14 protein-coding genes, 1 tRNA gene and 1 other RNA gene are annotated in these 13,422 nt (G+C 56.8%); 8 read left to right on the top strand and 8 right to left on the bottom strand.

What is annotated here, in order from left to right; all coding sequences use genetic code 11:
• The first annotated feature begins 110 nt into the window (after nucleotides 1-110).
• A complete protein-coding gene (locus ACQQCD_RS09715) occupies nucleotides 111-953 on the top strand; it encodes an oxidoreductase (protein WP_430268186.1) in 843 nt (280 codons plus the stop codon).
• Here the strand turns inward: ACQQCD_RS09715 and epsC are convergent.
• From epsC to msrA, 3 genes are all read right to left on the bottom strand, one after another.
• Nucleotides 950-1,525, bottom strand: a complete 576-nt coding sequence (gene epsC, locus ACQQCD_RS09720) for a serine O-acetyltransferase EpsC (protein ID WP_430268187.1) — start codon at nucleotides 1,523-1,525, stop codon at nucleotides 950-952. The genes ACQQCD_RS09715 and epsC overlap by 4 nt on opposite strands.
• Nucleotides 1,526-1,567: 42 nt before the next feature.
• Complete coding sequence (gene cysK, locus ACQQCD_RS09725; protein ID WP_430268188.1) at nucleotides 1,568-2,503, bottom strand: cysteine synthase A; 936 nt, start codon at nucleotides 2,501-2,503, stop codon at nucleotides 1,568-1,570.
• A 64-nt stretch (nucleotides 2,504-2,567) separates the two neighbouring features.
• Nucleotides 2,568-3,092, bottom strand: a complete 525-nt coding sequence (msrA, locus tag ACQQCD_RS09730) for a peptide-methionine (S)-S-oxide reductase MsrA (protein ID WP_430268240.1) — start codon at nucleotides 3,090-3,092, stop codon at nucleotides 2,568-2,570.
• A gap of 98 nt (nucleotides 3,093-3,190) precedes the next feature.
• Here msrA and ACQQCD_RS09735 point away from each other — a divergent pair, with 98 nt between their 5' ends.
• Nucleotides 3,191-4,054: a Nif3-like dinuclear metal center hexameric protein gene (locus ACQQCD_RS09735; RefSeq protein WP_430268189.1), complete on the top strand. Its 864-nt coding sequence runs from the start codon at nucleotides 3,191-3,193 to the stop codon at nucleotides 4,052-4,054.
• A 108-nt stretch (nucleotides 4,055-4,162) separates the two neighbouring features.
• On the top strand, nucleotides 4,163-4,900 hold the full coding sequence (locus tag ACQQCD_RS09740) for a zinc ribbon domain-containing protein (RefSeq protein WP_430268190.1): 738 nt from the start codon (nucleotides 4,163-4,165) through the stop codon (nucleotides 4,898-4,900).
• 24 nt (nucleotides 4,901-4,924) lie between these two features.
• On the opposite strand, the gene ACQQCD_RS09745 is transcribed toward ACQQCD_RS09740, so the two are convergent.
• Nucleotides 4,925-5,683 carry a YaaA family protein gene (locus tag ACQQCD_RS09745; RefSeq protein ID WP_430268191.1) on the bottom strand — a complete coding sequence of 253 codons (759 nt, stop codon included), beginning with the start codon at nucleotides 5,681-5,683 and terminating at the stop codon, nucleotides 4,925-4,927.
• Between the two features lie 57 nt (nucleotides 5,684-5,740).
• On the opposite strand from ACQQCD_RS09745, the gene rnpB reads away from it, so the two are divergent.
• The 4 genes from rnpB to ACQQCD_RS09765 all read left to right on the top strand — a co-directional run bounded on the left by rnpB (nucleotide 5,741) and on the right by ACQQCD_RS09765 (nucleotide 9,007).
• Nucleotides 5,741-6,129: RNase P RNA component class A (gene rnpB, locus ACQQCD_RS09750), an RNA gene on the top strand.
• 174 nt (nucleotides 6,130-6,303) lie between these two features.
• The gene (locus ACQQCD_RS09755; protein ID WP_430268192.1) at nucleotides 6,304-7,761 is read left to right on the top strand and encodes a glyceraldehyde-3-phosphate dehydrogenase; all 1,458 of its coding nucleotides are present in this window, start codon (nucleotides 6,304-6,306) and stop codon (nucleotides 7,759-7,761) included.
• Between the two features lie 76 nt (nucleotides 7,762-7,837).
• On the top strand, nucleotides 7,838-8,029 hold the full coding sequence (locus ACQQCD_RS09760) for a hypothetical protein (RefSeq protein WP_430268193.1): 192 nt from the start codon (nucleotides 7,838-7,840) through the stop codon (nucleotides 8,027-8,029).
• 174 nt (nucleotides 8,030-8,203) lie between these two features.
• Entirely contained in the window at nucleotides 8,204-9,007 is an 804-nt protein-coding gene (locus tag ACQQCD_RS09765; RefSeq protein ID WP_430268194.1) for an HNH endonuclease family protein, read from the top strand.
• Here ACQQCD_RS09765 and ACQQCD_RS09770 read toward each other — a convergent pair.
• From ACQQCD_RS09770 to orn, 4 genes are all read right to left on the bottom strand, one after another.
• Complete coding sequence (locus tag ACQQCD_RS09770) at nucleotides 9,004-9,864, bottom strand: acyltransferase domain-containing protein (RefSeq protein ID WP_430268195.1); 861 nt, start codon at nucleotides 9,862-9,864, stop codon at nucleotides 9,004-9,006. The two genes, ACQQCD_RS09765 and ACQQCD_RS09770, sit on opposite strands and share 4 nt — an antisense overlap.
• 47 nt (nucleotides 9,865-9,911) lie before the next feature.
• Nucleotides 9,912-10,484, bottom strand: a complete 573-nt coding sequence (def, locus tag ACQQCD_RS09775) for a peptide deformylase (protein WP_430268196.1) — start codon at nucleotides 10,482-10,484, stop codon at nucleotides 9,912-9,914.
• A 92-nt stretch (nucleotides 10,485-10,576) separates the two neighbouring features.
• Nucleotides 10,577-10,652: transfer RNA gene (locus ACQQCD_RS09780), tRNA-His, on the bottom strand.
• 130 nt (nucleotides 10,653-10,782) lie between these two features.
• Nucleotides 10,783-11,394 (bottom strand): oligoribonuclease, encoded by a 612-nt coding sequence (gene orn / locus ACQQCD_RS09785; RefSeq protein WP_430268197.1) that lies wholly within the window; start codon nucleotides 11,392-11,394, stop codon nucleotides 10,783-10,785.
• Between the two features lie 155 nt (nucleotides 11,395-11,549).
• Between orn and mptB the strand changes: the two genes are divergently transcribed.
• Nucleotides 11,550-13,103: a polyprenol phosphomannose-dependent alpha 1,6 mannosyltransferase MptB gene (gene mptB / locus ACQQCD_RS09790; protein ID WP_430268198.1), complete on the top strand. Its 1,554-nt coding sequence runs from the start codon at nucleotides 11,550-11,552 to the stop codon at nucleotides 13,101-13,103.
• Nucleotides 13,104-13,422 lie beyond the last annotated feature (319 nt).

Genomic DNA, 13,422 nt, shown 5'->3' on the forward strand with positions numbered 1-13,422 from the left:
GCACTGCGTTCTAAGCACTGTCAGTCCGTTAAGACTGTTAGAGGGAGACGTCCAAACCGGGCGTCTCCCTCTATGGTTAAGGCACTATCCCATGACTCCTTAGGAATCTGATGAAAAGCAAAACCGTACTTGTTACCGGCGCATCAACGGGCATTGGATTCGAGGCAGCTAAGGCGTTGAAGCTGCAAGGCTTTAGCGTCTACGCAGGTGCCCGCCGCACCGAACTGATGGCGCCTTTGGCCGAGCTTGGGATCCACGTTTTGTCCTTAGACGTCACTGATGAAGAGTCCGTCTCCGGTGCCATTGCGCAGATTGTGGACGCGGAAGGCGGGATCGACGTTTTGGTCAACAATGCAGGGTACGGAACCTTCGGCTCACTCGAAGAGGTGCCGCTGGACGAGGGGCGGCGTCAATTTGAGGTGAACGTATTTGGGCTGGCCCGTATAACAGCACTCGTTTTGCCCAGCATGCGCAAGGCCGGTCACGGACGGATTATTAACGTTTCGTCCATCGGCGGCAAAATGTATGAACCTCTTGGATCGTGGTACCACGGCACCAAATTCGCCGTTGAAGGCATGTCAGACGCTCTACGTTTAGAGCTCAAACCGCACGGGATTATGGTCTCCATCATTGAGCCAGCAGGCACAGCGAGTGAGTGGGGAAAAATTGCTGCAGCAAGCTTGACCCAAAATTCAGCTGACGGCCCCTACGGCAAACAAGCGAACATAGTTGCTGCAGCCTTGGCTTCAACATCCGGGACGTCCATGTCAACGCCTGCGGCCGTGGTGGCCCAAGCAATCGTGCATGCTGCCACGGCAAACCGCCCCAAAACCCGCTATCCGGTAGGCAAGGGAGCCAAGGCCATATTGTTCCTACGCCAAGTTTTGCCTGACCGGGCTTTTGACTCGCTGTTATGGATGGTGTTTACGCGGCTTGCCCGCGCCAAGCGCTAAATGTAGTAGTACTCGGCCGGGTCCACCGCGGGTTTCCGTTCACGCGTTGCGTCACGGTGCCGGGACGTAGCGGGGATTCCGGTGAGAATGGACTCGGCCGGTGCGTCTTTAACTACGACGGCGTTAGCGCCAATCGCTGAATCGTCACCAATATAGATGGGGCCCAATACTTTGGCGCCGGCACCAATGGTCACCCGATTGCCGATCGTAGGATGACGCTTGACCTTGGCTAGCGATCGGCCGCCCAGGGTAACTCCCTGATAGATCATCACGTCTTCACCGATTTCGGCTGTTTCGCCGATGACCACCCCCATACCGTGGTCAATAAAAAACCGCCGGCCAACGGTGGCGCCAGGGTGGATCTCAATTCCGGTAGTGAAGCGTGCCAGTTGGGACAAAAGCCGAGCGGGGAACCGTAGCGCAGGGTTTTGCCACATGCGATGAGTCAAGCGATGTACCCAAATGGCGTGTAGTCCGGGGTAGGCGAAAAAGTTCTCAAAAGAACCTCGAGCCGCCGGGTCGTGGGACCGGGCGGCGTCGAGATCTTCTTTGAGTCTTGCGAAAAAAGTCACAAGGACCTTTCTACAGCAGAGGAGTCTTGCAGTGCTAAATATTTAGCCTCGGATGTCGTCGAACAAGACTGTTGAAATGTAGCGTTCGCCGAAGTCTGGAACCACTGCAACAATCAGTTTGCCCTTGTTTTCCGGGCGCTTAGCAAGCTCCAAAGCGCCCCAAACTGCCGCGCCAGAAGAGATACCGCCGAGGATACCTTCCTGAGTTCCCAAGGCACGGGCTGTAGCCACGGAGTCTTCAATGGTTGCGTCAAGAACTTCGTCATAGACGTTAGTGTCCAGAACCTCGGGGATGAAGTTAGCGCCCAAACCCTGAATCTTGTGGGGACCCGGGGATCCGCCGTTCAAGATGGGGGAGTCCTTCGGCTCAACGGCAACGATCTGCACGCTGGGCTTGCGTTCTTTGAGGACCTGGCCCACACCGGTGATGGTTCCGCCGGTGCCAACGCCACCAACAAAGATGTCAACGGCACCGTCAGTGTCAGCCCAGATTTCCTCGGCGGTGGTGGTGCGGTGAATCTCAGGGTTGGCCTGGTTGGCGAACTGCTGAGCCCAAACGGAGTTCTCCGTGTTGGCCACAATCTCCTGAGCCTTCTCAACGGCGCCGCGCATACCTTCGGAACCGGGGGTCAAGACAATCTCAGCACCATAGGCACGCAGCATAACGCGACGCTCGGTGGACATGGTCTCAGGCATGGTCAGGACAACCTTGTAACCGCGAGCAGCACCAACAAGAGCCAAAGCAATACCGGTGTTACCGGAAGTTCCTTCAACAATGGTTCCGCCGGGCTTGAGCGCGCCGGACTTCTCGGCGGCATCAACAATCGCCACACCAATACGGTCCTTAACGCTGTTCGCCGGGTTGTAGAACTCAAGCTTGACCGCAACGGTGGCCTCGAGGCCTTCGGTGAGGCGGTTCAGGCGCACGAGGGGAGTGCCGCCGATCAGCTGAGTGACGTCGTCGTAAATCCGTGCCATGAATCTTTGCCTATCTCTTCGGTAGAAATACTGGGGTCAGCTTAGCGATGCTGGCTGGTGAGTGCTAAGCGCGGAGCCATGCAGAGTAATATTTCCGAGCTTTGGCGAGCTTGGGGTTAATGATCACTTGGCAATAGCCCTGCTCGGGGAATTTTGCGAAGTAGTCCTGGTGGATTGCCTCGGCTTCGTACACCACGCCCAGCGGGGTCAACTCAGTGACGATTGGCGCTGACCACAGGGCTTGGTTTCGGTTAATCGCCGCGGCAAAAAGCTCTCGCTGCTCGGGGGAGCTATAAAACATGGCGGACCGGTACTGGGTGCCTACGTCATAGCCCTGGCGATTCAAAGTAGTGGGGTCATGCAGGGCAAAAAACATGTCCAAAATGACGTCCTCAGGAACCTGTTCGGGATCAAAAGTCACAGCCACTACTTCGGCATGACCAGTGGTCCCAGAACACACGCTGTAGTAGTCAGGATTCTCCATGGCGCCGCCCGTATACGCCGAAATTACCGATTGCACGCCTACCGTTTTTTGATACACGGCGTCTAGGCACCAAAAGCAGCCACCAGCCAAAACAAAAGTCTCCATGGTCTTCTTAATGGTTAGAGGGCCCAGAAGATTCCCCAGCGCCCCCAAAGCCACTGAGAAATGCTGCGGAACTGGGAAAATACTGTAGAAATAAGGCTATGGAATCTGTGACCCAGGACCCAGAGCGCGTTACAACGCTCGGCGAAATCCTCTTGGCCGTTGAAGAGCTATGGCCCGAATCTCTGGCCGAGTCGTGGGACAAAGTAGGGCTGGTATCGGGACACCCGGGCCAAGAAATTAAAAAGATTTGCTTCGCCGTTGACCCCACCTCTGCTGTGATCGAAGACGCCATCGCGGCTGGCGCTGACCTACTGATCACTCACCACCCGCTCTTACTTAAAGGCGTGAATTCGGTGGCTGCCGTCAGCGCCAAGGGCCGTGCCGTGCACCGCTTGATTGAGTCTGGAACGGCTCTACTGACGGTCCACACCAACGGTGATGCCGCCGTCGGAGGTGTTTCCGATGTTCTGGCGGATGCGCTTGGCCTCCAAGACGTGGAACCGCTCAGCGCAGCGACCCAAGGACTCCCCGAAGAAGGTATTGGCCGGGTGGGGGACCTTGAGGACCTCATGAGTTTGGGCGATTTTGCTGCAAAGGTTTATGGGCTGCTGCCGGCCGTGGCAGGCGGTGTTCGTGTGGCCGGGGACCGGGACGGGCTGATTCGCCGCGTCGCCTTGTGCGGTGGTGCTGGAGACAGCCTGTTCGACGCCGTTACCGCCTCAGGTGCCGATGTTTACATCACAGCGGACTTGCGTCACCACCCCGCGTCCGAGGCCCGCGAGAACGCCACCAATGATCGGCCGTACCTGATTGACGTCTCGCACTTTGCCTCAGAATGGCTGTGGCTTCCGGTGGCGGCTCAGGCGCTCGAAAACGTATTAACCGATCAGGGCCACAACGTTGAAATTGAAGTCAGCACCACCAATAGCGATCCGTGGGACTTCATTCTGACGCCGGGCTAAACCGAGCAGGTGCGGGAACCGCCCTAGCAGAGCGCAGCAGCTGGGCAGCTCAGGCGCTAGAGTCGATACAGCGTACGAGGACCTACTCGGCGTTAATAGGAGGTAAGTGTGGCCAAGGCACCCGCAGCAGAACAGTTGAAACTACTTGAACTTCAGGGCTTTGACGCCCGGCTCAAGTCATTGGAGAACCAACGCCGCACACTAGAAGCAGACCCCCGGCTGGTTGATCTGAATTCTGCGTTGTCTGTAGCCCGAAGCGAGCAGACCGCCGCCGCAACTGCCGTTCACGACGCCAGCGTTGAGCTCAAAAAGGCTGAAGCCGATGTTGAACTTGTGGCTACTCGTATTTCTCGCGACGAAGCCAAGCTCAATAGCGGCACCGGATTGTCCAAAGACCTGATGGCGCTTCAAACGGACATCGCCTCCTTGAACCGCCGCCGCTCGGACCTTGAAGACGTTGAGCTAGAAGTAATGGAGCGCCTTGAAGGGCTCAAAGAAAAACAAGAAGCACAGCAGCAGATCGTTGATCAGATCACCGAATCGCTGACCGGAATCCGCGCTGACGTGGACGGACAGTTGGCCGCTATCTCCACTGAGCGGGCAACTGTCACCTCCAGCCGGGAAGAGTTCGCAGCCACTGTTGAACCGGCACTTCTGGCTATTTATGAGAAAACACTCGCCAAGCGAGGTGTAGGCGCTGCCCGCTTGTTCCACGGCCGCTCAGAAGGTTCGGGTATGCAATTGAGCCCCGGCGACTTGGCCGAGATCAAAAACGCTCCCGAAGACGAGGTAGTTTTCTGCCCTGACTCCGGTTGCGTTCTGGTCCGCTCCGCTGAATGGAATTAGACCAGCCGTCGAAATATAACGGAGTTAGAGGATGATGTTCAACGCGTGAGGTTTGCGCTCTGAACCCTCAAGCAGCTCACAGCGCCACCGAGTAGACGCAGCCTTCAAGAGCGATTTGGGGGTTTCGGGGGCAGAGCCACGGCGCGTTAGCAAGTGCCTGGCCAACTCACCGCGAGTGTGTTTAGCCGAGTGACTGACTACCGTTCGTTTTCCTGCTGCTTCGGTGAATACATTAACGACGACGGTACGCGCCGGTGGTGCTGGCCACGCCGCGGTGTAACTACTCGAACGGCAATCCACCATCAACCCGGCCCCCGGCAAATCCTGAAGTACCGCGCTCAGCCGTGGTTTCCAAAAACTGGACATCCTGCCCAAGCCTGGCAGCGCCGTGCCCATGGACAAACGGTAGGCAGGTACCGCATCGGTGAAACGCAAAGCACCCCACAAAGCGGAAATGACCAGCACTGTCTCATCCGCGCGTCGTTTTTGTACCGGAGTCATCCGGGCGTAACCCAAGGCATCGTACAAAACGCCAGAATAAATCTGGTGGGCCGGGGCGGCCGGCTCCCGGTGCAAGCGGGTATTTCGGTCGACGTCGGACACCAAGGAAGCTCCCACGCCGAGAAGCGCTAGCGCATCCTCATGTGCACTCACCGTTCCCAGAGCGTCAAGTACGTGCGCGCGGTCCGGGTTGAGGTCAGGGAACCCCAATTCATCCCATTGGACGGGTTCGCCGGAGACTGGCGGGGTTTTACCTTCTGAGGGTGGAAGCAAAATCAGCACCGTTAGATCCTAACCGTGCAGGTCCGCACCGTGGTGGGCACTAGACTGGTTCGCGGATGGGTTGGCTGGGCGATCGCGTTGTTTGTTCCTAGAACAAGCGCCGAGGAAAGTCCGGGCTCCGCAGAGCAGAGTGGTGGGTAACGCCCACTCGGGGAAACCCGCAGGCTAGTGCCACAGAAAATAGACCGCCGCCGTGCTGTTCACAGCACTGGAGGTAAGGGTGAAACGGTGGTGTAAGAGACCACCAGCTTCCCGGGTGACCGGGAAGGCTAGGTAAACCCCACTCGGAGCAAGGCCAGACAGAACGCGTTTGAGGGCTGCTCGCCCGAGCGTTTGGGTAGGCTGCTCGAGGCCGTTGGTAACAACGGTCCTAGATGGATGATCGCTACTCTGGTGCGGGAAACTGCGCCGGATGACAGAACCCGGCTCATAGGCCAACCCATCCAACCACCAGCCGTGTGTGAGTGAAGTCACCCGCCAGGTGTCGTGGGGCCTCCGTAAGCCACCCTAGGATGGTAATGAACGTAGATGTTCTCCCGCCGGGTCTGCGTTCGCAGCCGGCGGTTTTTTGATGCCCGACGGCGCTCGCGGCAAGAAAGTGGGTACGACGACGTACCCGTATGAAAGGTTGTTCTGTGACCCAGACGTCTGATTCGTTCGAGCAATGGAAGGGCCGCGAAGCCCTCGCCGAGGCAATGATCCCGGTGATTGGCCGCCTATACCGGGACAACAATGTGGTGACTAGCATCCACGGTCGTAGCCTCATTAACAAGTCCACAATGAACATCCTCAAGGCGCACCGCTTCGCTCGCCGCATGAGCCAAGCCGAGCTTCCGCTTGAGGAAACACTGCCACTGCTGCAAACTCTGGACAGCTTGGATCTGGGCGCTGCCGCCATTGATATTGCACGGCTCAACGAGAAGTTCCACACTGACGGGGCGGGCCGTTCCCTTGAAGATTTTCTGAAAGCAGAACTGGCTGAAGTAGTTGGCCAGCGTGGCGCAGACAGGCGCACCAGCACCGACGTTGTGCTCTATGGCTTTGGACGCATTGGCCGCTTGCTGGCACGTCTGTTGATTGAAAAGGCTGGTGGCGGTCATGGGCTTCGTTTGCGTGCCGTAGTGGTCCGCCGCGGTGCCGAGAATGACCTGTCCAAGCGTGCCAGTTTGCTGCGCCGTGATTCAGTCCATGGGTCTTTTGAAGGCACCATCCAAGTGGACGAAGAAGCAAATACCATCACCGCTAACGGTGTGGGAATTCAGGTGATTTACGCCGATAACCCAGCCGCCGTCGACTACACCGCCTACGGCATCCATGACGCGCTTGTGGTGGATAATACCGGCCGCTGGCGCGATGCTGAGGGGCTCTCTCAGCACTTGCAGAGCAAAGGTGTGGCACGGGTACTTCTCACGGCGCCCGGTAAGGGCGAGCTGAAGAACATTGTCCACGGCATCAACCACGGCAGCATTGCCGATTCAGACCGGATCATCACTGCTGCCTCATGCACCACCAACGCGATCACCCCTGTGCTTAAAGCCATTAACGATCGTTATGGAGTGGTCCACGGGCACGTTGAAACAGTGCACTCTTTTACGAATGATCAGAACCTGATTGACAACTTCCACAAGGGAGACCGTCGCGGACGCTCAGCGGCGTTGAACATGGTTATCACCGAGACGGGTGCGGCGAAGGCCGTTGCCAAGGCCCTCCCGGAACTTGTGGGTAAATTGACCGGTAACTCCATCCGCGTACCCACACCAGACGTTTCTATGGCAATCCTGAACCTCACCTTGGAAAAGGCCACCACCAAGGAAGAAGTCAACGACTACCTCCGGATCATGTCCTTGCACTCGCCCTTGCGTAAACAGATCGACTACATCGATTCCCCCGAGGTAGTTTCCACTGACTTTGTGGGATCGCGCCGGACAGGAATTGTTGATGGTCTTGCAACCATTTCCACCGAGAACAACCTTGTCCTCTACGTTTGGTACGACAACGAGTTTGGTTACAGCTGCCAGGTTGTTCGTGTGATGGAGGAAATGGCAGGCGTGAACCCGCCAGCGTATCCAGTGGTGTAGCTGGCCGATTCATGAAAGATCAGAATTGGCCCGTGTGGCTGTGGTGTTTGTGACCAAAAGTGAGCACCATGGAGATATGGAACATGAAACAACTTTGGAACATGCACTCGACGTTGCGCAGAGCAACCACAAAGAAGCTTTGCGCCTGTTAGCGGAGGCTAAAGCTGGTGTGGCCGATGGTCACGTGAGCCCCGAACGTGTCAGCCAGTTGGAAGAGCTTTTGGCTACCGCTAAGACTGACCTAGAGCGGGTTCAAAAAGAAAACTAGCCTCTAGTTAAGTTAGCTCGATGTGGAGGACTCGTTGTTCATGACTTGTCCTCCACATCGACTACTCCTCACCAGCTTTTGCTGGCAACACTGTGGATAAAAGTCAGTCTGTCTGAGCACCCGCGTAGGCTCTAGTTCTTCAGCGAATCGTTCGTTGATTTTTCGGGAGCCAGAGTGTCACTTAATTGGAGAACCTACCGCAGACGCCAGCGGAGGTCATTGTTCGCTGCCATAGCGGTGTCAGTTTTTGCTGCGGTATTGATGGGCACGATCATTTGGTTCTTTGTTGCCGGCCAATTCGCCGTTGCTGATGCGCAATCCACGGGGCCGGAAACAGCACCTGTGCGCGACGCAGCGTTTATGAAAGAAGTGACTCCACCGCGAGCTATTCAGGACGCTTCGGCTACGGAAGTTTTGGCGCTCTTAGAGGTTAAAGGACGTGCGCCGAGTACTGGCTATAACCGGGAGAATTTTGGTCAAGCCTGGCTGGATGTGGACCGCAACGGTTGTGACACGCGCAATGACGTACTCCGCCGGGACTTTTTGAATGTCAGCTTCACCAAGAGCTCGCTCACATCCAAGTGTCAAGTGGCATCGGGCCTACTGAGTGATCCCTACACTGGCACAACCATCTTCTTTGAACGAGGCAGTCAGAGCAGTAAGAGTGTGCAAATTGACCATGTGGTTGCCCTATCCGATGCGTGGCAAACCGGTGCGCAATTGTTGACTCCCGGACAGCGCGCTTCCTTAGCCAATGACCCGGTGAACCTTATTGCCGTAGATGGTCCGGCCAACCAGGAGAAAAGCGCCTCCGATGCTGCCTCGTGGCTCCCATCCAATAAGCGATTTCGCTGCCATTACGTTGCACGGCAAATCTCAGTGAAGTTCGCCTATCACTTGTGGGTTACTCCTGCTGAGCACGATGCCATGGCGGCTGTCCTCAACAAGTGCCCAGCGCAACGAACGGTGCATCCCTAACCAGCCACAAGATCCAAGTATCCGTGGCCCACTTGCCAAGAGCCGCCGTCGTTCAAGTGGTCAAGGACGGCACGTTGCAAGGCGGTGTCTCGCGGCAACCGCTCGAGTCCGTCGAGGCCACGTTGACGGAACGTGAAGTACACGGCGTCACGCGAGTCACCGTCCAAGCGCTCGAGGGTGAAGCGCTGAGCGAACTTGGCAATATTGCTCCCCGGGAGTCGCTTCGCGAGTTCGGGGTCCAATAGCCAAGAGACACAACGCCCTTGCGTCACGGTTTTGTCAGGAAAATACCGCACGAAGAATTCAACGGCTTGCTCCAAGCTGGCGCCCACAGCTGCAGGGGAGAGGCTTCCGTCCTCTGGGATGTGAATGCCTAGTTCCCACGCTCGGGTTGGTTTGCCGGCTGTTGGCGGCGCCTCGCTGGGGACTAGGTGGTATTGCAAACGCCCTACACGGAACAGATTCCCCGCTGCGTGCAGCGTTAGCCATGACCAAGTCTCGAGCCCAAAGCGCCCGTGAACGCGTCGGTTGATCGCCAAGTTCAAACCAAGATCTGCCACTGTTGCTTGGGAAATCTCTTGCGGAATACCAAGCGCGGCATGATGGTCCAAAAGCTCTGGGGCAAAAAGCAACAACGCAGATGTCCAGTCGCTCTCACTGGGGGCTAGCGCTCTCGGGGAACCCTCCCTGAGGAAAACTTCCGCGCCGCCCCTAGCGAAGGACCCTAGGCGTGAACGCAAGGTTGCCAAGGCAACGAGCGTGCCACGAGACGGTGAAGCGTTCAACAAAGTGTTGCATCCGCTCTGATCCTCGGGGCTGATGGCGAGCAGGTCAAAAAGCTCCTGGCGTTCGATCATTCCATCAGCCTAGAGCAGCAGCGCCCCGCCGAAGGTCACACGGCTGCCTAGTGACCGAAGGGATCCTCGTCAACACCCGGCATCCAGGTCAGACCGGGCACACCCCAACCAGCCTTTTTAGCGTGACGCATCGCTTTTTTCGCGTAGCGATCGTTGAGCTTGTTGACGTAAAGATAGCCGTCCAGGTGGTCATATTCATGCTGCATAACGCGAGCAAACCAACCGGTGGCCTCAAAATTCACCGGATTGCCGTCACCGTCGAAGCCCGTCACTCGAACCCATTCGGCCCGCTTGAGTGGATAGTGCTCGCCGGGGAAGGACAAACAGCCTTCAACTTCGTCGTCCGGGTCCGGAGCTGCGCCGGAGACTTTTGACGTGGTCAGAACTGGGTTGACCACCACACCGCGAGCGGGGACGTCGTCGTCGTTTTCGTAGTCGTAGACGAAGATGCGCAAACCCACACCAATCTGCGGTGCTGCGAGCCCAACACCGTTCGCGGCGTCGTTGGTTTCAAACATATCGGCGATGATGGTGCGCAGTTCGTCGTTGAACTCGGTGACCTCTGCCGCCCGGCGGTGCAGAACTGGCTCGCCCCAAATGGTGACTGGCTGGACTGTCATTTCCGTTGAATCCTCGGTGCTAGTGCGAACGGGAACAACGAAGGCCGCACTGGAATTCCAGTGCGGCCTTCGGGGGAACTGTTAGATTCCCGTGGGGTGAGCGACGGGGGTCGAACCCGCGACCTCCTGGACCACAACCAGGCGCTCTGCCAACTGAGCTACGCCCACCATGTGCCTCAACTTCATCCCCATCGAGACGGGGCCGAAAAGGCAACGACAAATAGCTTACCTGCTGTACAGGGGTGCTAAGTGCCACTTTGGCGTTTTAGGCCAAAAATTCCTGCAATTGTGGTTCAAATTACTCTGCTGTGTCTGAGATTTTCTGGGAAATGGCCTTTGCCGTGGCCGTATCCGGCCCTGGCTGGGGTACAAAAACAGCTTCGCGGTAGTAGCGAAGTTCGTTGATGGAATCGCGTATATCACCTAGGGCGCGGTGACCACCACTCTTAGCAGGGGACTGGAAATATGCGCGAGCAAACCAGCGGCGAGAGAGTTCTTTGATGGTGCTGACGTCAATCACGCGGTAGTGCAAGTGCTCGACGACGGCTGGCATGTCACGGGCCAAAAAGGTTCGGTCAGTACCAACTGAGTTTCCACCCAGTGGGGCTTTCCCCGGTTCGGGCACCCAGCGTTCGATGTACTCCATGATTTCGGCTTCCGCCTCAGCCATGGTTTTACCCTGGGGCAGCTCGTCGAGGAGCTTTGATTGGGTATGCATGTTCCGGACAAAGTCGTTCATCTGAGCCAAGGACGCATCATCCGGCTTGATAACAACGTCCACACCCTCGCCGAGGATATTGAGTTCAGAGTCTGTAACTAGGGCAGCAACTTCGATCAATGCGTCATTTTCGAGGCTGAGCCCCGTCATTTCACAGTCGATCCAGACGATTCGTTCGTTAGATATAGGCACGCTTCTTAGCGTACCGTTTGACCCAGTTTGCTGGTGCTCCGGTGGTAAAATCTCCGTACTGCCGGCCTGCCTTCTGGGGATGTGCCCCTTGCGCTGTGACGCGCCGAGGTCATCTCGGCTTGGACACTGCACGTAGAGACATTTGGAGATGATTGATGAGCAAGCCGGTACCCGCTGCCCCCATCAAGGATGTGGATGCTCCGGTGACCCCAATTCCAGAGGTGGACAATGCACGTTCGCCTCTGATTGCCGGTTTCATTGGCTCTATCTTTTTACTGATTGGCTCAATTGGGGTCGGTTGGTTGGCCCCCGTCTCTGAACTGCGACGCGTTCCTCTGTTTATTTGGATGCGTACAGAAGCTTTTGGTGTGGGTCTCTCAATCGTCTTGCTGGCAGTTGGCGGGATGTTGTTGGTCCGTGCTTGGCTCCGGCTGGGACAGCGTGTGAACATCTGGGGCCTCCAAGCCCGAAAGGCCACCCTGCAAGCGGTGGCACTGTGGGGAGCGCCGATGATGGTCAGCGTTCCACTCTTCAGCCGCGACGTCTACGCCTACATTGGCCAAGGGCGGCTGATGATCGAAGGGTTCAATCCTTACGAAAACGGCATCTCAACACTGTCTAACTATTACCAACTTGGTGCAGACAAGATGTGGACCGAGGCCCCAACACCTTACGGCCAGCTGTTTTTGTGGATCGAACAGTTTGTTGTTTGGGTAACGCACGTACAGCCAGAAATGAGCATTTTGCTTTTCCGGCTGGTAGCCCTTGTTGGCATTGTGCTGTGCATTATTTACGTTCCCAAGTTGGCGCAGTTGCACGGCGTAAACCCTCACCGGGCGCTGTGGCTTTCCGTGGCTAACCCCTTATTCCTGACCAACTTCATCACCAGCGCTCACAACGATGCGCTGATGGTAGGTCTGGCACTTGCTGGTTTGTACTACTGCGCCACCAAGCGCGCCATTCGCGGCATTGTGCTAGTCACGCTGTCCATCTCGGTCAAACCGATAACCGTTATTTTCTTGCCGTTCCTAGGACTTTTGTGGGCCGGGAAGAATGCTTCGTGGCCTAGAAAGTTTTGGTACTGGTTCCTCACTGCCGGGATCTCCTTGGCACTTTTGTGGGCCATGGGCAAGGTCAACGGATTCGGCTTTGGTTGGATCAACGGACTGAGCGCTCCGGGCAGTGTGTGGATTTGGTACGCGCCAATTGGTCTGCTGGGCCTCATCGTCGCTTCCATCTTCAACGTCTTTAAACTCGATGGTTGGGCCATGGCCGGATGGGTTTACACCTTTGGCAAAGTCGTGGCCATGGGCATTATCGGTTGGCAGATTTTCAAGGGCGACCACGATCGCCTCATGCGCCGCCTGACCTTGGCGTTCGCTGCAGTGGTGGTTTTGTCACCGATGATTCAGTCCTGGTATGTCGTCTGGCTGATTCCGCTATTCGCAGTCACGGGCATTCGGCAAGACTGGCAGGTCAAAGCGCTGTACTTTATGGTCTCGTTTTTTATGGTTTACGCCATCTCGGATCAGTTGGACGTTTTCCCGTACTTGCAGACCGAAGACTTGGGATTGGCTCTGGCCTTGGCCCGGAACGCGGCGGCAGTTATCGCACTGCTCTTTGCGTTGTATTTGATCTTTATTGACCCGCGCACCAAGAACCTCTTTGGCAAACCTCAAACGGTTTCGCCTCAGCCTGTCTCGAAATAACTCACGCTTCACCCAACCGCCCGGCTATTGCGGTTGTCGTTGATCCTCGCAAGCAACCGCCGCCTTGGTGGCCCAGATACTGGACGCGGAAACCAGCGTCCCGGATACCTACCCGGAAACCAGTGCGGACGGCGTACACGGTGGCTCAACTTTGGCGATGGACTCAGACTGCAGCCCCCGGAAAGTAGGGCAATTTTGGCTAGATGGGCAGGCGTCAACGCTGAAAACTGAGCTGTGGTGCACACGCGCGGAAGACCAGTGCACCGGAAACCTACCCGGGAACCAGTGCGGTGAAAGAGAAAAACCCCCGGCCGAAGCC

The sequence above is a fragment of the Pseudarthrobacter sp. J1763 genome, from assembly GCF_050490295.1.
In the GTDB taxonomy this organism is placed as follows: Bacteria; Actinomycetota; Actinomycetes; order Actinomycetales; family Micrococcaceae; genus JBNPEO01.

What these genes read in the sequence shown, in the direction of transcription:
- ACQQCD_RS09715 (WP_430268186.1), top strand. Translation starts at nt 111, where the DNA reads ATGAAAAGCAAAACCGTACTTGTTACCGGCGCATCAACGGGCATTGGA.
- cysK (WP_430268188.1), bottom strand. Translation starts at nt 2,503, where the DNA reads ATGGCACGGATTTACGACGACGTCACTCAGCTGATCGGCGGCACTCCC.
- msrA (WP_430268240.1), bottom strand. Translation starts at nt 3,092, where the DNA reads ATGGAGACTTTTGTTTTGGCTGGTGGCTGCTTTTGGTGCCTAGACGCC.
- ACQQCD_RS09735 (WP_430268189.1), top strand. Translation starts at nt 3,191, where the DNA reads ATGGAATCTGTGACCCAGGACCCAGAGCGCGTTACAACGCTCGGCGAA.
- ACQQCD_RS09755 (WP_430268192.1), top strand. Translation starts at nt 6,304, where the DNA reads ATGAAAGGTTGTTCTGTGACCCAGACGTCTGATTCGTTCGAGCAATGG.
- ACQQCD_RS09760 (WP_430268193.1), top strand. Translation starts at nt 7,838, where the DNA reads ATGGAACATGAAACAACTTTGGAACATGCACTCGACGTTGCGCAGAGC.
- ACQQCD_RS09770 (WP_430268195.1), bottom strand. Translation starts at nt 9,864, where the DNA reads ATGATCGAACGCCAGGAGCTTTTTGACCTGCTCGCCATCAGCCCCGAG.
- def (WP_430268196.1), bottom strand. Translation starts at nt 10,484, where the DNA reads ATGACAGTCCAGCCAGTCACCATTTGGGGCGAGCCAGTTCTGCACCGC.
- mptB (WP_430268198.1), top strand. Translation starts at nt 11,550, where the DNA reads ATGAGCAAGCCGGTACCCGCTGCCCCCATCAAGGATGTGGATGCTCCG.